The following is a 20,970-nucleotide window of genomic DNA, read 5'->3' as shown; positions in this document are numbered from 1 at the left end:
GTTGAATTAAAATTATTAGATAATAATAGAGTTTGCTGTTTATAAAAATGAATTTAATTTTTTCTTTTTTTCAGGTGAGTACACTATAAAAGGCGATTCTATATCATTTATCCAAACCAAAAAGGCTGAAGATTATTTCAATGTTAGTTTTAAGAAAGACAAAACTGCTGAAAAAATTAAAATTAAATTTTCAGATCCTTCTATTAATTCATTTTATATAGGAACACAAAATGGTGCTGAATCAGTTCAATATCAAAAATTTTCTGATATTATGACCATGGTAGATTCTAAAGAGAAGGCTATAAATGCTGATTTTGAAATTGAACGTACCGATTATTTATATTTAGTGTTCGAAGTTTATAATGGCACAGCCGTAACTTCTAAATATGCTTTGCCAAAAAATGTTTCAGAATTAATTATTAAATATGAACTTGATTTGCTGAGCTTTTCAAATCTTACGGGAATTTTTGATAAAAAGAAGGCTGAGTTACAAATTTTTAATCTCAAAAAAAACCCTGTAGTATTTTTAATAAAAGATGTTCCGACTGCTGAATTTTCACAATTTAAAGCAATAGAGAATAAAATATTTTCAAATTGGACATATCCAGGAAAAGATTTGTTAATTAAAGAAGATTATGAACCGGATGAACCGGCTTCTGAATTTATTTTTAAATTTAAAATCGAAAATAGCTTAAAAGCTGCTATTGCTGTAACCAAAAGCGAAGAATACAAATTTTTGGTAGTGGTAACTGATAACAAAAATCCTGCAGCTAAAACTGATTTCGATACTTTTATTAAAATTCAGGAAGAAGAACATAGCGGCAGTATGTGGAGGGTAGAATTAACCGATGGTGCTTTGATGCCGACATATGATTTGTATAATTTTTATTTGGCTACAGCCGATGATAAAAGTTGGTTGCTAAAAAATAAAATTACAAACACTCCAAGTTTGATGATTCTCAATAATAACGGAGATGTTTTGGCAACTGCAAAATATAGTACAACACAAAAGATAAATCAGATTTATGATGTATGTAATCTCTATGGGAAATTGAAAATTATAGATGCATTGCTGTTTTTTTATCAAACGGTAAAAAATAAAAAAACAACTGATGCTGCTTTAATTTTGGCTTTTAAAAAAGCAGCCACTATCTACGAGGCCGCTTATGGGAATAATGATGAAACTTCATTAAACGAAAATTTCGCAAATTTTAAGATGACAAAAGTTGTTACTCTGCAGGAAAAAGAAGTTGTTCGAATTTGGAAAGAATTAATTGAATCGCATCAAAAAGACACGACGCTTAATAAAGATTTAGTAGTAGCGATTTTGAATGAAATTAATAATGATGGATTTTACAGACGATTTTTTAATAAAGACAGAGTACTTGATAAAACTGATTTCTTAGCGATTGATTATCTATTGAAACATTATGATGCTATAGAGAAAATGAAACCTGAATTTTTGGAAAGAGAAGGAATGCAATTATTTTATGGAAGCTTAAGTTCTAAAATTTCTTATGTTTTAAGGGAAAGAAGTTTTCCTTTAGAATATAGTGAGCAAGGAAAAGTAAAAGAGGTAGGGATATATGCGGTTTATAAAAAAATGATGGCTATGGGCAAAATGAATTTTGAGTGCTATAGAGACTATTTTGAAATTTTAAACAGAGGAAGCGATAGCTCAATTGATGATCTAACGTTTTTAAAAGAATTTAAATCTTATTTCAATAGTTATTTGTCGACCGGTAAAGAGAAGCAGAATCCTGTCAATTATGCTAATCTGGCTAATTCTGCAGCATGGCTAGTAGTGCTAAAAGCTACAAATTCGAGTTTTATAAAAGATGCTATTACATGGTCTGAATATAGTTTAATCATAGAGAAGAATAATCTTTATTATTTAGATACGCTGGCACAATTGTATTATAAGAATGGACAAAAGCAGAAAGCAATTCGAACACAAACATTGGCGGTAAATTTTTTAGATGCTAATGTAGATAGAAAAACTGCCAGTGAAATGCGAGAAACTTTAAACAAAATGCAAAATGACAATTATTAAGTGCAAAAACTTTAATAAAGATGTATGGAGCGATTTTTGAAAGTTTTCGTGAATCTTAATATTTTGTCGAAGTCAAATAGACATTTACTGAAACTCGCTACAATAGAGCAAATTTTATTGAAATTAAGTTAGAGCAGCCAAATTAAATTATTAAAAAAGGAATTTTAATATTAAATAAAAAAAGTAAAATGAAAAAAGTATTGTGTTTGTTTTTAATTTTAGGGCTGATCTCTTGTGTAAAAGACGTGAAAAGTGAAGTTAAGGGGGTTAAGGTTGAGGAAAAAAGGAAACAGGAAGACATTGGTTTATTTGATAAAGGAGATATTTTCTCTGTGTATACTTTATCTAAAAAGACAACTGCAATTGTTGTTGAAGTATTTTATGATGGACAGAAGCAAACAAATTTTGAAAATATATTTGAACATGTAGCGTTAAAGGATTCACTATACGAAGTTTTTGATGGTCGAAATTCAAAAGGAGGAATAAAAAAGTCTCAATATTTTGATACTTTGGGAGTGGTTAAACTGATTAAAAGTAAATTACTAGAAACGGAAATCAAGAAGATAATTAAAGACAAATATTATATTTACGGAACACGTGGTTTCTCTGAAATGAATGTAGGGGAAATAGTATGTGGGATTGATCAATGTAAAAGCAATTTTATAGCTTTTACGATTAGAGATTTTGACACTGTTAAAAATGGTAAACCAATTTTTTGTTCTTCAAAATTGTTAAAGCTAAATTACGGAAAAAAATATTCACTAATAGAGAAAAAAATTAAAAGATTTTACGATAGTAAACGTATAGAATATGACTATACTGATAATATGAATGAAAAAGTATTTGCAAATATCGGCTCAATGTATTTTTCATATAGTGATGATTTTCAATGGTGTAATCCTTCAATTGGATCTAAATGTCTTTATCCAGGAAGAGGTATTTATAAAATAAAAAATGATAAAGCTATTGAAGTAATTTGGAGTCAATCATTAGATCTGTTTGGAATACCGTGTGATTAATGATTGTTTTAAATTCAATCTCGATAATTTAAATTATGTATTGAGCTTTGTGGTAATTAATTGTTAAAGTAGAAATTGACACCAACATAATACAAATAAGGAATATTATTCTGATCTGGCTAATTCTGTAGCATGGCTAGTAGTGCTAAAAACTACAAATTCCAGTTTTATAAAAGATGGTATTACATGGTCGGAATACAGTTTAAACGTAACGAAGAATAATTCGTATTATCTAGATACGCTAGCATAATTATATTATAAGGATGGACAAAAGCAGAAAGCAATTAGAACACAAACATTGGCAGTAAATTTTTTAGATGCTAATGTAGATAGAAAAACTGCCAGTGAAATGCGAGAAACTTTAAACAAAATGCAAAATGGCAATTATTAAATGCGAAAACTTTAATAAAGATTGATGGAGCGATTTTTGAAAGTCTTGTTGAATCTTAATGTTTTGTTGAAGTCAAATAGACATTTGGTGAAACTCGGTACAATAGAGCAAATTTTATTGAAATTATGTTAGGGCAGCCAAATTAAATTATTAAAAAAGGAATTTTAATATTAAATAAAAAAAGTAAAATGAAAAAAGTATTGTGTTTGTTTTTAATTTTAGGGCTAATCTCTTGTGTAAGAAATGTGAAAAGTGAAGTTAAAGGGGGTAAGGCTGAGGAAAAAAAGAAACACGAAGACATTGGTTTATTTGATAAAGGTGATATTTTCCCTGTATATACTTTATCTAAAAAGACAACTGCAGCAATTGTTGTTGAAGTAGCTTGGGATTCTCAGCAAACAAATTTAGGAAAAATATTAGAAGATGTATCAAAAAAAACGCAATATTTTGATACTTTGGGAGCGGTTAAACTGAGTAAAAGTAAATTACTAGAAACAGAAATCAAAAAGATAATTAAAGACAAATATTATGTTTACGGAACACGTGGGTTCTCTGAAATGAATGTAGGGGAAGTAATATTTGGGTGGGTGGGATGTGAAGGCTACATTGTTGCTTTTACGATTAGAGATTTTGACACTATTAAAAATGGCAATCCAATTTTTTGTTCTTCAAAATTGTTAAAGCTGAATTACGAAAAAAAATATTCAAGAATAGAGAAAAAAATTAATAAATTTTACAATCCTGATGGCGCTGCTAATAATTTGAATGAAAAAGTATTTGCAAATATCGGCTCAATGTATTTTTCATATAGAGATGATTTTCAATGGGTAAAACGTCCAGATGAATCACAGTATGTAATTCGAGAAAGGGTTATCTACAGAGTAGAAAATGATAATTATATTGAAAGAATCTGGCAAGACTATATAGATATGTATGGAATGAATTGTGATTAATGATTGTTTTAAATTTAATCTCGATAATTTAAATTATCTATTGAGCTTTGTGGTAATTAATTATTAAAGTAGAAATTGAGACCAGCATAATACAAATAGATAATAAAGTCGTTCAGGCGTTTTTGTTTATTGGTCTCAGGTCGGGGGTTAAAACCCTGCAATTTATTGCAGTACTTTAGTAAAGCGAAAAAATATGAAACATTAGCTTTTAATTAACTTCAAACTAGTTTTTAAAATTGCTATTGGGTTTTAAAATACAGAGACTTTCAGTCTCTGGTCAAACAAACCTCTGCACTTTTAGTGCAGAGTGGTTTAGTTTAAGAATTTGTAATAAGTATCATTGTTTAAATAATGGCAATTTTAAAAATAATAAGGAATGTCATTCATCTTTAAAATTAAATCGATTGTTTCTCCATAACACGCTGATATTAGGATCGTCTTATGTAATCTGAAATTTAAAAATCTAAATGTGATAAAAAATAAAATACTATAGACTTATAGTTTTGTTTTTAAGTCTTTTATGTTGCTTTATTGAATTTAAAATTACTTTATTTTGCAAAAAAAAATCAATGTTATATATGCGTAAAATTATATGGACTTTTTTATTGTCCTTTTGCTTAGTATCTCTTTCTTTTTCTCAAACAAAAAGTATCCAAAAGGGTACTTATAGTACTAATATTGGACAAATGAAAATCAAATTGAACTTATTAGATGATAATAAATTTGAATTTGTTTTGTTTTCAGGAGATTATAAAATAAAAGGGGACTCGTTACTGTTTTGTCAAAATATTAAAACCGAAAGTCCCTTTAATCTTGAATTTGTAAAAGATAAAAATGCAAAAAAAATAAAGATAAAGTTTTCAGAGCCTCATTATATTCCCTTTTATATTGGTACACAAAATGATTCTGAGCCAGTTTTATATCAGGAAGTAGCAGAGATGAAACAGAATATTGATACAAATTTGGTAGATGGTTATATAGAGTTCGAAATTGATCGAGCAAATTATTTGTATTTAGTTTACGAACGACCTGGACATGAGAGTAAAATTTCGAAGTTTGTTCTGCCTAAAGATATTTCGGAAGTGACAATTAAATATGATGTTTCGCTTTTTGACTTATTCGATTTGGAGGGCGGGTTTGATACGAAAACAAATGAGCTCAAAATATATGAATCAGGAAGGAGGAATGATAATCTAGTTTTTTTATATGAAAAAGACGTTTCTGCTGATCTTTTTCCAAAAGTTATAGCAATTGAGAATCAAAGTATATTAAACTGGAAATATCCTGGAAAAGAAGATTTAGAAGATAATGACTTAAGTTCTGATACGGAAATTAGTGTTGATAGTCTGAGTTCATCTGATTTTAAATTCAAAATTGAAAATAATCTAAAAATGGCACTTGCTGCAGCTAAAGCTGGTACAAGTAAGTTTTTAGTTGTTGCTGTAGACAGCAAAAATCCTGCTTCAAAAGCTGATTTCGATACTTTTTTAAAAAACAAGGAACTGGAAATAGGATCTAATGTATTTGTTAACGATTTTTTGTATGTTTTTAATTATTATTTGGCTACAGCTGAAGATGAAAAATGGCTTAAAGAAAATAAAATTTCTACTACTCCAAATCTAATAATTTTAAACGATAAGGGAGATATTTTGGCTACTTCAAAATCAACCTTATTGGATAAAAAAGCAGACGTAAACGATTATTATAGTTTTAATAATAAATTAGAGAGAATAAGTGCTTTTTACACTTTGGATAAAGTAATTAAGAATAAAAAGGCAACAGATGCCGATTTGATTTCAGGTTTCAATAATACAGTGAACTTAGGGGAGGATTTGGAATCAGATAGTGTTAATGGTAATTGGAAATTGGTAAAAATTAATTTCAAAAATAAGGAAGTTTATGAAACCTGGAAAAAATTAATTGAGGCTCATCGAAAAGATAATCAACCCAATAGAGCTTTGGTAGAAACTATTTTGAAAGAAATTAAAAATGAAGGATTTAGTCACCAGCTTTTTAATGAATACAGAATTTTAAATGATACGGATTTTTTGGCGATTGATTATTTATTGAAACATTATGACGCTATCGAAAGAATGAATGCTGAAGATGATGAGACACCTTTATTTTATAGTAGCCTTAGTTCCGTAATTTCAGGTATCTTACAGCAAAAGAGCTCCACTTCACAAGATAATATTGCAGGAAAAGCAAACCAGAAGAAGCTGATTGCTGTTTGTAATAAAATGATTGCAGCCGGCAAAGGAAATTTAGAATTTTATAAAAATTATTTCGAATATTTAAGCAAAGAAAGCGATAGCTCAATTGAAGACGGAATATATTTAAATGAATTTAAAACATATTTTACTACCTATTTATCAGGTAATGGAAACGTGATTGAGAGATTAGATGAAATCTATGCTGATGGTTCTAATTTTTTTGATGATTGGAATTCTTGTAAGGAATATTATTCTGATCAGGCTAATTCTGTAGCATGGCTAGTAGTGCTAAAAGCTACAAATTCGAGTTTTATAAAAGATGCTATTACATGGTCTGAATACAGTTTGGCCGTAACGAAGAATAATCCATATTATTTAGATACGCTGGCACAATTATATTATAAGGATGAACAAAAGCAGAAAGCAATACAAACACAAACACTAGCTGTAAAATTTTTAAATGATGATATCGATGAAAAAATTGCCAGCGAAATGCGAGAAACTTTAAATAAAATGCAAAAAGGTGTGTATTAGCGAAGTATTATGAAAATATGCGGTATGAGATTAATTTTAAAAAGTTTCGTTGTATATTTATCAGATCAATATATAATTTAGATTGGTTAAAATACTTGAAGTTACTATAGTATGGAAGGTTATGGAATTTTAAAAAGATTTTACCAAATTACTATAATAATAAAGTTGTTTTTCTAAAATTAAAAGCCATAAAATAAACCCGATAAATAGGGGGTTATTTTATGGCTTTTAATTTATATATAGTACATCTGTCTTAAAACAAAATAATCATAAATAAATTTTTAAGAATTTTCATTTCGTAGGCTTTTAATCTAAAATTGGGATACTCAAAGCTGATCTGTACTGATTATTTTTATTTTTCACTAGTTATTGGGTATTCCGGTGAAAGCGGTTCTTCATCAATTTTGGTGATCCGAATCGGACTTTGACAATTCTTTTATAGTAGATTAAACTAGCTTGTAACTTGTCTGCTAATATATCTGGAGGTAACTGACGTATTTTTAATAGAAGCGAAATTTTGAAACCTAGATGCAATCATTTTAGCATTAGTAATCCATTTTTGATAACGAACTTGGTTTGTTTCTTTCACCAAAATTCACTAAGAACCAGTTTCACCGTAATAATCAAGTTATTTTTTGAAAGCCTTAATGTGAGCCCATTGGTTTTTAAATATAATCATCAGCCACGATGTAAAGTGATATCAATATTTTTGTATGCACCTGTATGAAAGGTCCATGTTTTAGGCTTTAATTTTACAAATGTTAAATAGTACATAAAAAAGAAATATGGCCAATACTCCACATACTGTTTTTTGTTGAACTGGTTTTCCGTTACTTCCCTCCATTATCAACATTACACTAGCAATTATAGCAAGGATTCCAATTATGATCGGTAAGAAGATCTCTCTTCCTCCTAAATAGCCTTGACCAATTAGTTCAAGTGCAAATAAGGACCAAATTATAAACATATAAAATAGTGCAGATAAGAAAAATAATATGCCAATAATGACTTTTGTGGTTGATTTTTTGCTTTCCTGAACTATGTGTCCGTATTGATTTGTAATTTCTGGATATTCTGCTGCAGGTTTGTTTTTTTTCATATCTTACAGGAAGTTTTAATGATTAAGAAAATTAATATTATGTTGTTATCAAATCAGTCAGATTAATTGTGTGTTTAGCTGTTTTGGTCTCAACTGGTTTGAAATAGAATTTCTAGCTGATATATATTCAAAAGCTTCTTTCGTTTTTATTTTACTGCTTTGGTCCGATTATAAATTAAGAGAATCTTTAAAATAATTGTTACAATTCTCATAAAAAAAAATATGTTTTTTAAGCTATTATTGTGAAGAGATCAAAAGATATCTAAAAATAAAGTCGTCTTTTAGATAAAAAGTAAAAAATGAAAATACGAATATATTTTAATTGAATTAGTTTGATTAAAACTTTTGTGTAAAAGAAAAATATGAATTTATATTTCACACTTATGTAAATGAGTTTATAAAAACACATTAAACAAAAACAAATAAAACAAACTAGTAAAAAAAATATTCATCAAGAGGATATCTTTCTAATACTACAATTATCCAATTGTCATTAAAAATCCCCCTATTTTTTTTAAAATGAAAAGGGACAAAATAATAAACCCTATAATAAATAAAACTAACAGCCATAAAAAGAGTTTTAGGTGCGTTTTTTTACTTTGTGGAGGAATTGTTTTTTCTTGTTTATTTTTGCCCTGTGAATGATTTGGCAACGATTTAATTTCTTTCATGTTTATCTTTTGAAAATTGTAATGATTAATAGATCAATGGTTAATTGTGATTTTTGTTCGTTAATTTGGAAAATATAAGAGAAAAACCGCAAGAGTGAAGTGTAATTTGTTTGGGGTTCGATTATAATTTTATTAAGTAAATTCATATAGTTTTGTTTTACCCGGAAAAGTATCAGATTTTAAAAGTTTTTTGGATTTTAGGATGTTAATTCTATTAATAACCTTAAATATTTAATCCTGGTGGATGATATGTAGTTTTAAAGTATATGATATAATAAAACAATGGAAATTTTTTTATTATAAGGAAACTTTTGGTTTCTATATTTTTCTTGATTATTCCTACTGCTGGCTTAAGTCAACATTATGGGTGACGTTCAAATCCGAAACAATTTTGGTTAACACACTATTTAATTCATTTTTATTAGTTATTCTCTCTTTTGGCAGAATGAATATTGTCCCATCGGAGAATTTTATAAAAATATAATCATTGATTTCATTGATTTCAGATATCTCTTTAATCCGTAACCTTTTTTCTCCCACATAATTAACTATAACAATGTAATCTGGTTCAAATTCCAAATTAATCAACTTGCCATATGTATTTTTATAGTTGCTATCAATACGTTTCTCTATAATCTTAGCTACTATCGTATTAGTTTTTTTTTCTATTTTTTTTGTAAAATACAAAAAAGATCTTTTTTTTATAATATAAGGATAGAAAAAATACAAAATAATTCCAGATACAATAAAAACAAGGGCAGAATCCAAATATCCCAATATAAGTAGTAAAATACTTAAAATTAAGGACAAGATAGATATTCCGGATAGTATTCTTTTTCTTATTAATATTATTGATTTAGATGCTGCATAAAAATGCAGTCTTAAAAAATCAATTTTTTCTAATGTATATTCTATTCTCATATTATGTATAGTTTTTCGGTTTTAAAATTTTAATTAACTTAACCAATTGCTAAAAATTAGTTGTCATTATTATAGTTTTAAAGAAACATAAGTGCGATATAAAAAAGAAAGAATCCCGATATAAGCAAAGCCAAAATAAAATTTGCAATCATTGCAATAAGCATTATTCTCCACCAGCTATAATATTTACCACCATTTTTAATATGCTCATTCGATTTTTGTTCCTGAAAAATTTTTGCAAAATAAAATGTTACTGCAATATATGTCACAGGAATAATTATATATGATATATTAATAATTTCATTTGGGAGATTAATATTTTTAATAAAAAAAAATACTCCGTAAGAAAGTATAATTGTAACAATTGTAATAATCCAAGTTATTTTTGCTTTTTTATTATCTTTAAATGTCCTGAAGTTTTCTGCTATTAAATAACCCGCAACTAACGGTCCTCCTAAAAAAGTTGCAATACCAATTGCAAGAGAGCCATAAATTTTTTTTGTCGGGATTTCTACAAAAATTGATTTTTCTATTAATTCTTTTTCCATAATTGCTTTTTTTGAAGTTTTTCTAATGAGCTGTTAATATTAAAATTTTAAATACGCAACGTATATTTTCCGAGATACTTTTCTGTAGTTTCAATTGATTCCGTATAGCCAAATTCTTTGTATTTGTCAACAACAACATAAATATATATTCTCTGAACAAGAACTGAAAATCATCTATTTTTATCCAGTTTTATTTGTTCTCTAAATATATTCTTCCTTCTTTCTTGTTCAATGGCTGCAAAATACTTTTGGGAATTAATAAATATAGATTGGTGAATGTACCGTGAGTTTTGCTTTCAATATTTTCATCATCAAGAATAATTATAGTCTGATCACCAAGAATAGTTAGTTTTTTTTCAATATGATATCTCCCTACATATAAGCAACTAGAACATCCATGTTGTATCGTGGCTTCAAAAGTATTATTCTCATACAATTCAATCACTTCCATATTTGTTTCTGTTTGACCTTTGTATCTAATTTTTCGCCAAAATTTATTTTTATGTCCGATTAATAAAAAACCATTTGTTAATATAAAAACTACAAGAAATGCTAATGGTATAAAGTCGAACTTTTCTTTTTTGCTTATTAGGTTAAATATACTTTGAGATATTGATATCACAATAGTAAGACCGAATAATATAATTAAAATCAGAAAGATGAACACACTGCACATTGATTGACAGGAGTCAACGTAAGGAGTATTTATGTATAAAGTAAGTATCCCTGAAATTATTAGTATTGCATATTTTGTTTTTTTTAATTTTGTCATATAAAATAAGCTATAGGGTCTTTCCCAGTAAATGGTTTGAGTTTAGATTAAGCAGTATTTTCTAATTTGTCAAATAATCGAAAAACTAAATTTAATTGATTGAATTACCTAAATCTTTTGTCGTAGTTGGTAACGATTCTTACTTGTTAATAGTAAATATCCATCACAATTTTCTTTTCTGAATTATCTATTATTTTTTCAATTCGTTTGTAGAATATTTCGTTTACCATCGGGCAACCGTAACTATTGCAAATATTTTTTTCTTGTTCTTTATATGGAACATCGTAATATTTATGTAAAACAATATTTCTATTATAAGCATTACTATTAGTTTTATTCAATCCATATAATTTATATGCTTTTCCAAATTTTCCATAATATGAATTTCCAATTGAATATTTCCCTAAAGAGGTGCAAAGTGAATTATCTGTATTGCTAAATTTTAGTTTTCCTGTGATTCCGGTTTCAGATCCCAGGCCGTGAGCGACTAAGCCTTCATCAATTATTTTATCACTTTTAAAATCGTAAATAAAAAGACGATTTTTTCCGGATTCAATTCTCATATCTATCAAAAAACATAATTTATTATTATAATGGGTATTTTTTATTAGTTTCTTTATGGCATTTATTTCATCTTTCATTGACGATTTCGAAGAATCATTTAATTCAGAAACTTTTGTTTCAACAAATTTTTCAGTTCTGTTTATAAGCTTAAAACTTGTAAATAGAATTCCAATAAAGAGAAGAAGCAAGATTTTCTTTTGATAATACATTTTCAACCTTTTTATTTTAGTTAAATACTTATTTTATATTGGTGCTTGGTATTTGGAGGAGATTTTATATAAGGTCGGATTATGCTGTATAAGTGATGTTTGTAAGAATGACTTGTGTCAAATTTTGCTCTTCAGGCCACCTGACGCAGAAGTTTCATCTGGCAACATTTAATAGCATTGGTCTAGTGCCCCGTTTGACTGAAATTCTTCCATTTTTTTTGCCAAATATTCATCTGCATATTTTAAGTTATCAGGCTCTATGTCCGCTGTTGTTTGAATTTTAGAGTCAAAAATTCCAACTAAATTTTCATAATTTATATATGCGCTAACATCACCGCCCCAAAGATAGCTGTACACCGTTGCAAAGTCCTCGATGCTTTCTGTTTTAAATTCTGCTACGCTTTTTATAAATGCAAGCATAGGGATCATTTCTCGGTAATTTTCACTGAAAAGAATAATTCCAAAATGCCATATTTCATTGTCCGGATCGTAATCTGAAAAGGTCAAACTTTGGAGGTAGTTTTTCCAGCCTTGTATTATGGATTTGTTGTTTGTGCATTCATAATGATGTAAATCTTCTTTTTGCAAATCAAATTTACCAGACATTGTACGTGAATTCCACCATGTTAACCAGTTGTTGTCAAGTTTAGGAGTCCTTGGTTTTGATTCTAGAAAGTTATCAAAATTGTCTTTTGTAATATGAATTTTCGCAAAAAGTGTGCTCAGTTCAGCCATAATTATCTATATTTTTATTGTTTATTTATTAAATATTACATAAAATCTTTCTTACCTGGTATCGAGATGAAACCGAAGGAGACGTTTATAATTTATTATTATTATTATTATTATTATTATTATTATTATTATTATATATTTTAAAATTTGTGAGCTCAATATAACCTTGCTTGCTCCATAGTGTGACAAGACTTTATAACTCTTTTTCACTGATGTATATGATTATGTCTAAAATGTCAAGAATACAAAGGAATTACTATTTGTTTGTTAAAACACACTGTATAAAGCCATATTAATAGAAGAATAGGTTACTTATTATATTCAAAAACAATTTTGACGGAGTTTTAGCTTTGAAATATCCCTTGCTTTAGAAGAATAACTTTTTCCGGACCTTTTATCCATGCTGAGTATTCATTCTTTATTGAGGGAATAATTTGTTTTTACCTTGTATTATTGTTTACACGTTTTTTATAAATCCGGGGATAAATCGAATTTCGAAAAAAATATTTGAAAGCAAGAGTAGAAGAAGATATACTTAACTTGGAGAAATATTATTATATCGACCTATAGTGTATTGGTGTAAATAAGAAAAGACTTTAAGTTTAGGTCTCTTTTGTGAGAGGCCATTTTGAAATTTAATAGGTTGAATAAAAATAACCTTGCTTAAGTTTTCTTAAGCAAGGTTATAGTTTGTAATAATTTTCTATTACGATTTTACTTTTTAGTTTTATGATCTTTCTTTTGTGTAGTACTTGTTTTAGTTACTGTTGCTTTGGGTTCTGTTTTTTTTTCTTGTGATTTTTCATTTTTCTTTGACACGTCACGACCAGTTTGATCTTTTTGTTTGACGTCTGATTTCATCTCTTTTTTATGGGTTGTTTTGTTTGTTTTTGGTTTGTTTTCTTGTGCAAAACCATTTAGTCCAATTCCAAGTACTAATGCAATAATTAATTTTTTCATTTCCATTTCTTTTTTTAGTGATGATCGGTAAGATCTTTAAATTTGTAAAGTTTTTAAATTGATCACTTAGATTAATAAAGGTGTAAAATTAAAAAACAGGCTATTATTAGTTTGGTGTAAAAAGATATAAAAACAGGACTATAGGTTATTTTTTTAGGTAAGGAATACTTTACTTTAATAAAAATAATTGCATACCTATGTTCTTTATTAATATACTTATCTTTAATGGAAGAAAGAGGGATTCAGTTCAAAAGGAATAGAGTAGGGCAAGTAAGCAATAATAGATCTATGGAAGTAAGCGGTATGGGTACCAATTTACAGAAAACTATCTTGGAAAATGCTTTACAAGCACAGTAAAAGGAAATTATAAAGAAAACAAATTCCAAGCTATTACTATTATACGTTTGGTTTCATGCGGTCTAATAAAAAAAATAGAGAATCGTGAAAAATGATCATCTTGTCTTTTAAGTTATTAATAAGATGATCATATTTCAATTACTTATATATAAATAGCCCTTTTTAATTTTTTCTAGTCCTTTATCATTTTTATATTTTATAAAATAGAAATATGTACCTATACTTAAAAAAATGCCCTGTTTGTATGTTGTATTTCCTTCTGCCATACCTCTAAAGACATTCTTATTTTGATTATAACCCTTCGTTTCATAAACAACCTTACCCCAGCGATCATATATTTCTACAATGTTATCGGGATATAGTTCTATTTTTTCGATAACAAAAGTATCATTTAATCCATCTGAATTATATGGTGAGATCGCATTATAAATAATAATTTCGTCTACAGGATTCGCTATAAACGGATCTAGATAGTCTGCTATTCCATTGTTGTTGCTGTCCCATGCATCATTTGTCAATCCATCACCATTAGGATCGGGGTGTTCATCAATGGTTAAAATGCCATCTCCATCATCATCATTATCCAAATAATTTAATATACCATCACTATCTGTATCAGTTGTATAACCTTCAGTTGTATCAGGAAGACTATCTCCATCTGAATCTATTATAACTGACTCAATAGCTCCAATGGCAATAGCCTGAATTCCCTCTTTCATAATTCCTTTCAAAGTACTTTTATTTGTTAGTCCACTGGCACCTGTATTTCCAATTTTTATCCATGAAGTTCCGTTCCATCCTACCAATCGTAGTTTGGATGGGTCATTAAATTGTATTTCTGTCATCTCCGGTATAGAAACCGTGATTATTAATTCTTCACCAGTACCCCTTATTGCTTCCCAATCCCATTGCCCCAATTTGCTAACTGCCACAATATCTTCGGACAGATTCTCTACGGAATGTTTTTGATCTCCATTTGTCGGATCAATAGTTAAGGAAGGGTCACCAGAAATCCAAGCTACGGCATAAACATCCGAAGGTATTTGTGGTGCCGAAATTGATAATTCGCGCAATTGATTACCATCGCCTACAGGAAAAGTAAATTCTTCTGAACCATATTTCTTCACATAGCCATTAATATGATGGATATCATCTACTCCCGTATAATTTCCCGATGCAATAAGCCAGTTGAAGTAACCTGGCGAAGAACTTCGACTTGTTGCCCAATCACTATTAAATCCTAAATGGGGAGGACTAAAAAATGTAATTTCGCCTTTCGCTGGCACGTACACCTGTGACTGTATTTGCTGTAATACAAAAAGTAATACAATTAAAAACATTTTTTTAATTTTTATTTCTTTTTGTATCTTTAGATTCATATTCATTTTTTTGTAATTAAGTTTTGTTAGCTATCATTTCCGAATAATTAAACTCAAAAAAAGGGCGATCAATAAATGGTTTTATAAAATATAATTCAAAAGTTTTAGAATTAGATAAATTCGGACTATATACTACTAATTAAATATAATAAAGGTGACGTCATGTAATGGTATTATGGGATTACTGTAGTTAAATCCGTTATTCAATATATTAATATACATAGGATTACCGTTACTCCTAAGAAAGGTGAAGGAGGTACTGATGTAGGGTACATTATTAACTATTGTCGAATTTTTAACAAACTTAAACATGGATCCATGATGATCTCCGGGAGTCATTTCACCATAAGCAACTAAATCCGTATACATTTGCATAAAAGTTCCCGAGGGCCTAATAGACGATACGCCCAACATTTCTAAATCATAACCTTTAACCTTACCTTGCGTGCCTGAATAATAGATGCTGTATACTGCCAAGTTATTAAAATCCAATATGTTTGAGTAGCTCAGTTGAGTCCCTTGAACAGGAGATATTGGATAGTATTTTGTTACTGTAGCATCATTACTATTTAGCACCTGTATATAAAAAGACATCAACTTACCAGCATTTGCTTTAACAATCTCATAGTCTTGAGTTTCAATATATGTATTTGCTGTGTTTCCTCCGCCGTAATCTTTTACTAAATGCCATGTTCCTCCTGACTTAACATAATGCTTTCCAACGGATTTCCATACACCATTGACTTTTACATACCTTTGTGATATCGGATGCCATAGGTTGCCATTTTTAATATATGATTCATTTTGAGCAAATCCTGAAAGACTTAAAAATAGTACTGCTATCCATATAATTTTTTTCATATTAATCCTTTCTACCATTTATCAAATGTGTCCCCGTCTTGACCTATTGTTGGCATCGGAACTACGTTTCCATTAAAATTTTGTGAAACTCTTTTTACTGCAATATCAGTATATGCTGTTGTTGCAATTTGCGTATTATTTGTCCCTTCAGCTGCTGTTGGAGCCAAAGGTATTCCAGTAAGCGCCGGAGAATCCAAAGTAGCTCTTGTGGATAATCTTTCGGCTAATCTTGCTGGATTTATAGCAAGTACAGTACTTGTGCCACTTAGTGTTTCGGCAGTTGTTGCCAGTCTCACATTACCAGATAAGGTTTCTGAAGCATTAACAATTGGTACTGCAGTAATGGCACTGACTACAAATCTTGTTGATGCGATCTTTTCTGAATTATCACCAATTGTTGGCGTAGTGGTTAATGGGACTCCTGTAAAACTTGGTGATAATATGGGTGCCTTAGTATCTAGTTGTGTCTGAATTGGGGATGTTGCATTATTAAACAATGATTGATTAGCAGTTTGATATTTTTTATTAGCTGTTTCTGTAACTAAGTCAGTTGTGTAATCTCCATTTGATGCTGTAATAGCTCCAATTCTTCCGTTGACACTGGTAACAGGACTTGTAGGTGTTTTTAATTCTACCCAATTATTTATATCGGTTGCCGAAGATCCTTTGAGTATAAAAGTTATATTTATATCATTTCTAATAGCGATATCGCCAGTAGTTGATGGAGTAGCCAGCATTTCATTCTCGTCACTTACAATAAAAGTATTTGATATAGCAAGAGCTGGTAATGCATTAATATCAATTTTTCCAGTAGCATCTAGAGTAGCTAAACCATTGTTAATACCTTTTTGAGCTGTTATTCTGGCATCAACATCTGGGGCAAAAGAACCTAGAGTATTGTCCCCTTTTCTGTATTCTGTAGCCAGACCTGAAAGTAATCGGTCTTGCTTAAGCAAAATATCGGATGTATTTATGACAATATTAGCATTTGTCGCATTCAAATCTGACTGGTTTGCTTTTAAGGCTATCGCAGTGGTATTCCCTACAATATTGGCATTGGCTGTATCGAGATCTATCTGGTTTGCTTTTGCGGATACTGCGTTTGCAAGTGTAGCTACAGTGGTAGTATTGATTCCAAGATTTGTATTGGTAGTATCCAAATCTGATTGGTTTGCTTTTAAGGCTATTGCCGCAGTATTCCCTGCAATATTGGCATTGGCTGTATCGAGATCTGCCTGGTCTGCTTTTGTGGACACCGCGTTTGCAAGTGAAGCTACAGCTGCAGTGTTGATTCCAAGATTAGTAATGGTAGCATCCAAATCCGACTGGTGTGCTTTTAAGGCTATCGCCATGGTATTGCTCGTAATATTGGTATTAGCCGAATCGAGATCTGTCTGGTCTGCTTTTGTTATCACTGCACTTGCAAGTGTAGCTACTGCGGTAGTGTTGATACCAAGATTTGTATTGATAGTATCCAAATCTGATTGGTTTGCTTTTAAGGCTATTACCGTGGTATTACTCGTAATATTGGAGTTGGCGGTATCGAGATCTGCCTGGTCTGCTTTTGCGGACACCGTGCTTATAAGTGTAGCCACAGTTGCAGTATTTATTCCAATATTGGTATTAGCCGAATCGAGATCTGTCTGGTCTGCTTTTGCGGACACGGCGTTTGCAAGTGTAGCTACAGCGGTAGTGTTGATTCCAAGATTTGTATTGGTAGTATCCAAATCTGTCTGATCTGCTTTTGCTGACACTGCACTTGCAAGTGTAGCTACTGCGGTAGTGTTGATACCAAGATTTGTAATGGTAGTCCCCAAATCCGACTGGTTTGCTTTTAAGGCTATCGCCATGGTATTGCTCGTAATATTGGTATTAGCCGAATCGAGATCTGTCTGGTCTGCTTTTGTTATCACTGCACTTGCAAGTGTAGCTACTGCGGTAGTGTTGATACCAAGATTTGTATTGATAGTATCCAAATCTGATTGGTTTGCTTTTAAGGCTATTACCGTGGTATTTCCTGTGATATTGGCATTGGTCGTATCGAGATCTGCCTGATCTGCTTTTGCTAACACTGCACTTGCAAGTGTAGCCACAGCTGTAGTATTGATTCCAAGATTTGTAATGGTAGTATCCAAATCTGACTGGTTTGCTTTTAAGGCTATCGCCGTAGTATTTCCTGTGATATTGGCATTGGTCGTATCGAGATCTGCCTGATCTGCTTTTGCTAACACTGCACTTGCAAGAGTAGCCACAGCGGTAGTATTGATTCCAAGATTTGTATTGGTGGTATCCAAATCTGATTGGTCCGCTTTTAAGGCTATTGCCATGGTATTGCTCGTAATATTGGCAGTGGCAGAATCGAGATCTGCCTGGTCTGCTTTTGCGGATACCGCGTTTGCAAGAGTAGCCACAGCAGTAGTATTAATTCCAAGATTTGTATTGGTAGTATCCAAATCTAATTGGTCCGCTTTTAAAGCTATTGCTGCAATATTTCCTGTGATATTGGCATTGGTCGTATCGAGATCTGCCTGATCTGCTTTTGCTAACACTGCACTTGCAAGTGTAGCCACAGCTGTAGTATTGATTCCAAGATTTGTAATGGTAGTATCCAAATCTGACTGGTTTGCTTTTAAGGCTATCGCCGTAGTATTTCCTGTGATATTGGAGTTGGCAGAATCGAGATCTGCCTGATCTGCTTTTGCTAACACTGCACTTGAAAGTGTAGCCACAGCTGCAGTATTGATTCCAAGATTTGTATTGGTGGTATCCAAATCTGATTGGTTTGCCTTTAAGGCTATTGCTGCAATATTTCCTGTGATATTGGCATTGGTCGTATCGAGATCTGCCTGGTCTGCTTTTGCGGACACCGCGTTTGCAAGGGTAGCCACAGCGATAGTATTGATTCCAAGATTTGTATTGGTGGTATCCAAATCTGATTGGTCCGCTTTTAAGGCTATTGCCGTGGTATTACTTGTAATATTGGAGTTGGCAGAATCGAGATCTGTCTGGTCTGCTTTTGCTAACACCGCATTTGCAAGTGTAGCTACAGCCGTAGTATTGATTCCAAGATTTGTATTGGTGGTATCCAAATCTGATTGGTTTGCTTTTAAGACTATTGCCGTGGTATTACTTGTAATATTGGAGTTGGCAGAATCGAGATCTGTTTGGTCTGCTTTTGCGGACACCGCATTTGCAAGTGTAGCTACAGCCGTAGTATTGATTCCAAGATTTGTATTGGTGGTATCCAAATCTGATTGGTTTGCTTTTAGGGCTATTGCCGTGGTATTACTTGTAATATTGGAGTTGGCAGAATCGAGATCTGTCTGATTTGCTTTTGCGGATACCGCGTTTGCAAGTGTAGCCACAGCGGTAGTATTGATTCCAAGATTTGTATTGGTGGTATCCAAATCTGACTGTTTTGCTTTTAAGGCTATCGCCGTAGTATTCCCTGTAATATTGGCATTGGTCGTATCGAGATCTGCCTGATTTGCTTTTGCGGATACCGCGTTTGCAAGGGTAGCCACAGCTGCAGTGTTGATTCCAAGATTTGTATTGGTGATATCCAAATCTGATTGGTTTGCTTTTAAGGCTATCGCCGTGGTATTACTCGTAATATTAAAATTGGCCGTATCGAGATTTGCCTGGTCTGCTTTTGCGGACACGGCATTTGCAAGTGTAGCTACAGCAGTAGTATTGATTCCAAGATTTGTATTGGTGGTATCCAAATCCGACTGGTTTGTTTTTAAGGCTATCGCCGTAGTATTACTCGTAATATTGGAATTGGCCGTATCGAGATCTGTCTGGTCTGCTTTTGCGGACACCGCATTTGCAAGAGTAGCTACAGCAGTAGTATTGATTCCAAGATTTGTATTGGTGGTATCCAAATCTGACTGGTTTGCTTTTAAGGCTATCGCCGTGGTATTTCCTGTGATATTGGCAGTGGCAGAATCGAGATCTGCCTGGTCTGCTTTTGTGGACACCACAGCTGTAAGTGTAGTTAAAGCTATAGTGTTGTTTCCAAGATTTGTATTGGTAGTATTCAAATCTGACTGGTTTGCTTTTAAAGCTATCGCCGTGGTATTAGTCGTAATATTAGTATTGGCCGTATCGAGATTTGCTTGGTCAGCTTTTATAGCCAGAGCATCAAATACTGCATTTTGAGATGGAGCAAATATTTTTTCACCATCAATAATAAAATCTTGTGCAATTAGATCTTTTCCATCTTTACCTGGAACACCTTGTGGCCCTGTAGTTCCAGTTGCACTTATCCACTTTAGCCCATCATTATAATAGTAGCCAGGAACCAAATCCCCGGTTGTAGCGGTATTGTAAACTATCATACCTTTTACATGGGTGGATAACGGACTGGAGCTGGTACTATTTTGTAAAGCTATACGCGGTAACAATAAACCTTTATTCGTTGTTTCAATTTCTAACGCTGCATCGTTATTTATATGAGTTGGATCATCACCTATTTTAATTTGCGCATTTATAGTTGTAACGCTACTTAGAATGATCATTCCTAATATATAAAAATTATTCTTCTTTTTCATTGTATTTTTATTTTATTAGTATTTCTATTAAAATCACTTGTAATTTATATGCAGTTTAGATTAACTCTTTTTATAAAAAAAAAGATTATCAGAAAAAAGAATTCAAACTGTATTTCAATTAAATGACTTTGTAAAGGAATGATTTAATTTTACTTTATATTGATTAAATAGGTTTAGA

At 31.0% G+C, this 20,970-nt stretch carries 15 protein-coding genes; 4 read left to right on the top strand and 11 right to left on the bottom strand.

The window, feature by feature from the left end; all coding sequences use genetic code 11:
* The first annotated feature begins 271 nt into the window (after nt 1–271).
* The 4 genes from CLU81_RS02570 (at nt 272) to CLU81_RS02550 (ending at nt 7,163) form a co-directional block, all read left to right on the top strand.
* A complete protein-coding gene (locus tag CLU81_RS02570) occupies nt 272–2,053 on the top strand; it encodes a hypothetical protein (RefSeq protein WP_144444458.1) in 1,782 nt (593 codons plus the stop codon).
* A gap of 188 nt (nt 2,054–2,241) precedes the next feature.
* Nucleotides 2,242–3,072 (top strand): hypothetical protein, encoded by an 831-nt coding sequence (locus CLU81_RS02565; RefSeq protein WP_099708393.1) that lies wholly within the window; start codon nt 2,242–2,244, stop codon nt 3,070–3,072.
* A gap of 579 nt (nt 3,073–3,651) precedes the next feature.
* The gene (locus CLU81_RS02555) at nt 3,652–4,416 is read left to right on the top strand and encodes a hypothetical protein (RefSeq protein WP_099708392.1); all 765 of its coding nucleotides are present in this window, start codon (nt 3,652–3,654) and stop codon (nt 4,414–4,416) included.
* 686 nt (nt 4,417–5,102) lie between these two features.
* Complete coding sequence (locus CLU81_RS02550) at nt 5,103–7,163, top strand: hypothetical protein (RefSeq protein WP_233209638.1); 2,061 nt, start codon at nt 5,103–5,105, stop codon at nt 7,161–7,163.
* 739 nt (nt 7,164–7,902) lie between these two features.
* Here the strand turns inward: CLU81_RS02550 and CLU81_RS02545 are convergent.
* The 11 genes from CLU81_RS02545 to CLU81_RS02495 form a co-directional block, all read right to left on the bottom strand.
* The gene (locus CLU81_RS02545) at nt 7,903–8,262 is read right to left on the bottom strand and encodes a hypothetical protein (RefSeq protein WP_099708390.1); all 360 of its coding nucleotides are present in this window, start codon (nt 8,260–8,262) and stop codon (nt 7,903–7,905) included.
* A gap of 479 nt (nt 8,263–8,741) precedes the next feature.
* Entirely contained in the window at nt 8,742–8,933 is a 192-nt protein-coding gene (locus CLU81_RS02540; RefSeq protein WP_099708389.1) for a hypothetical protein, read from the bottom strand.
* A gap of 339 nt (nt 8,934–9,272) precedes the next feature.
* The gene (locus CLU81_RS02535) at nt 9,273–9,854 is read right to left on the bottom strand and encodes a YcxB family protein (RefSeq protein ID WP_099708388.1); all 582 of its coding nucleotides are present in this window, start codon (nt 9,852–9,854) and stop codon (nt 9,273–9,275) included.
* A gap of 77 nt (nt 9,855–9,931) precedes the next feature.
* The gene (locus tag CLU81_RS02530; RefSeq protein WP_099708387.1) at nt 9,932–10,402 is read right to left on the bottom strand and encodes a hypothetical protein; all 471 of its coding nucleotides are present in this window, start codon (nt 10,400–10,402) and stop codon (nt 9,932–9,934) included.
* A gap of 190 nt (nt 10,403–10,592) precedes the next feature.
* Entirely contained in the window at nt 10,593–11,174 is a 582-nt protein-coding gene (locus CLU81_RS02525; protein ID WP_099708386.1) for a hypothetical protein, read from the bottom strand.
* Nucleotides 11,175–11,320: 146 nt separating this feature from the next.
* Entirely contained in the window at nt 11,321–11,947 is a 627-nt protein-coding gene (locus CLU81_RS02520; RefSeq protein ID WP_099708385.1) for a murein L,D-transpeptidase catalytic domain-containing protein, read from the bottom strand.
* Nucleotides 11,948–12,115: 168 nt separating this feature from the next.
* A complete protein-coding gene (locus tag CLU81_RS02515) occupies nt 12,116–12,682 on the bottom strand; it encodes a hypothetical protein (RefSeq protein ID WP_099708384.1) in 567 nt (188 codons plus the stop codon).
* Nucleotides 12,683–13,396: 714 nt separating this feature from the next.
* Nucleotides 13,397–13,642 (bottom strand): hypothetical protein, encoded by a 246-nt coding sequence (locus CLU81_RS02510; RefSeq protein WP_144444457.1) that lies wholly within the window; start codon nt 13,640–13,642, stop codon nt 13,397–13,399.
* Between the two features lie 491 nt (nt 13,643–14,133).
* A complete protein-coding gene (locus CLU81_RS02505) occupies nt 14,134–15,378 on the bottom strand; it encodes a gliding motility-associated C-terminal domain-containing protein (RefSeq protein ID WP_158235304.1) in 1,245 nt (414 codons plus the stop codon).
* 135 nt (nt 15,379–15,513) lie between these two features.
* On the bottom strand, nt 15,514–16,239 hold the full coding sequence (locus CLU81_RS02500) for a hypothetical protein (protein WP_144444456.1): 726 nt from the start codon (nt 16,237–16,239) through the stop codon (nt 15,514–15,516).
* Nucleotides 16,240–16,250: 11 nt separating this feature from the next.
* Nucleotides 16,251–20,792, bottom strand: coding sequence for an S-layer family protein (locus tag CLU81_RS02495; protein ID WP_099708380.1), 4,542 nt, complete (start codon nt 20,790–20,792; stop codon nt 16,251–16,253).
* Nucleotides 20,793–20,970 lie beyond the last annotated feature (178 nt).

This window comes from Flavobacterium sp. 9 (assembly GCF_002754195.1).
Taxonomy (GTDB): domain Bacteria; phylum Bacteroidota; class Bacteroidia; order Flavobacteriales; family Flavobacteriaceae; genus Flavobacterium.
Note: the sequence above shows the minus strand (reverse complement) of the source record. Positions and strands in the feature narration are given on the sequence as shown.

Excerpts from the sequence above, each read along its gene's own strand:
- CLU81_RS02515 (WP_099708384.1), bottom strand. The coding sequence starts at position 12,682 with ATGGCTGAACTGAGCACACTTTTTGCGAAAATTCATATTACAAAAGAC.
- CLU81_RS02545 (WP_099708390.1), bottom strand. The coding sequence starts at position 8,262 with ATGAAAAAAAACAAACCTGCAGCAGAATATCCAGAAATTACAAATCAA.
- CLU81_RS02505 (WP_158235304.1), bottom strand. The coding sequence starts at position 15,378 with ATGAATCTAAAGATACAAAAAGAAATAAAAATTAAAAAAATGTTTTTA.
- CLU81_RS02550 (WP_233209638.1), top strand. The coding sequence starts at position 5,103 with ATGAAAATCAAATTGAACTTATTAGATGATAATAAATTTGAATTTGTT.
- CLU81_RS02530 (WP_099708387.1), bottom strand. The coding sequence starts at position 10,402 with ATGGAAAAAGAATTAATAGAAAAATCAATTTTTGTAGAAATCCCGACA.
- CLU81_RS02510 (WP_144444457.1), bottom strand. The coding sequence starts at position 13,642 with ATGAAAAAATTAATTATTGCATTAGTACTTGGAATTGGACTAAATGGT.
- CLU81_RS02570 (WP_144444458.1), top strand. The coding sequence starts at position 272 with ATGACCATGGTAGATTCTAAAGAGAAGGCTATAAATGCTGATTTTGAA.
- CLU81_RS02520 (WP_099708385.1), bottom strand. The coding sequence starts at position 11,947 with ATGTATTATCAAAAGAAAATCTTGCTTCTTCTCTTTATTGGAATTCTA.
- CLU81_RS02535 (WP_099708388.1), bottom strand. The coding sequence starts at position 9,854 with ATGAGAATAGAATATACATTAGAAAAAATTGATTTTTTAAGACTGCAT.
- CLU81_RS02540 (WP_099708389.1), bottom strand. The coding sequence starts at position 8,933 with ATGAAAGAAATTAAATCGTTGCCAAATCATTCACAGGGCAAAAATAAA.
- CLU81_RS02500 (WP_144444456.1), bottom strand. The coding sequence starts at position 16,239 with ATGAAAAAAATTATATGGATAGCAGTACTATTTTTAAGTCTTTCAGGA.
- CLU81_RS02555 (WP_099708392.1), top strand. The coding sequence starts at position 3,652 with ATGAAAAAAGTATTGTGTTTGTTTTTAATTTTAGGGCTAATCTCTTGT.
- CLU81_RS02495 (WP_099708380.1), bottom strand. The coding sequence starts at position 20,792 with ATGAAAAAGAAGAATAATTTTTATATATTAGGAATGATCATTCTAAGT.
- CLU81_RS02565 (WP_099708393.1), top strand. The coding sequence starts at position 2,242 with ATGAAAAAAGTATTGTGTTTGTTTTTAATTTTAGGGCTGATCTCTTGT.
- CLU81_RS02525 (WP_099708386.1), bottom strand. The coding sequence starts at position 11,174 with ATGACAAAATTAAAAAAAACAAAATATGCAATACTAATAATTTCAGGG.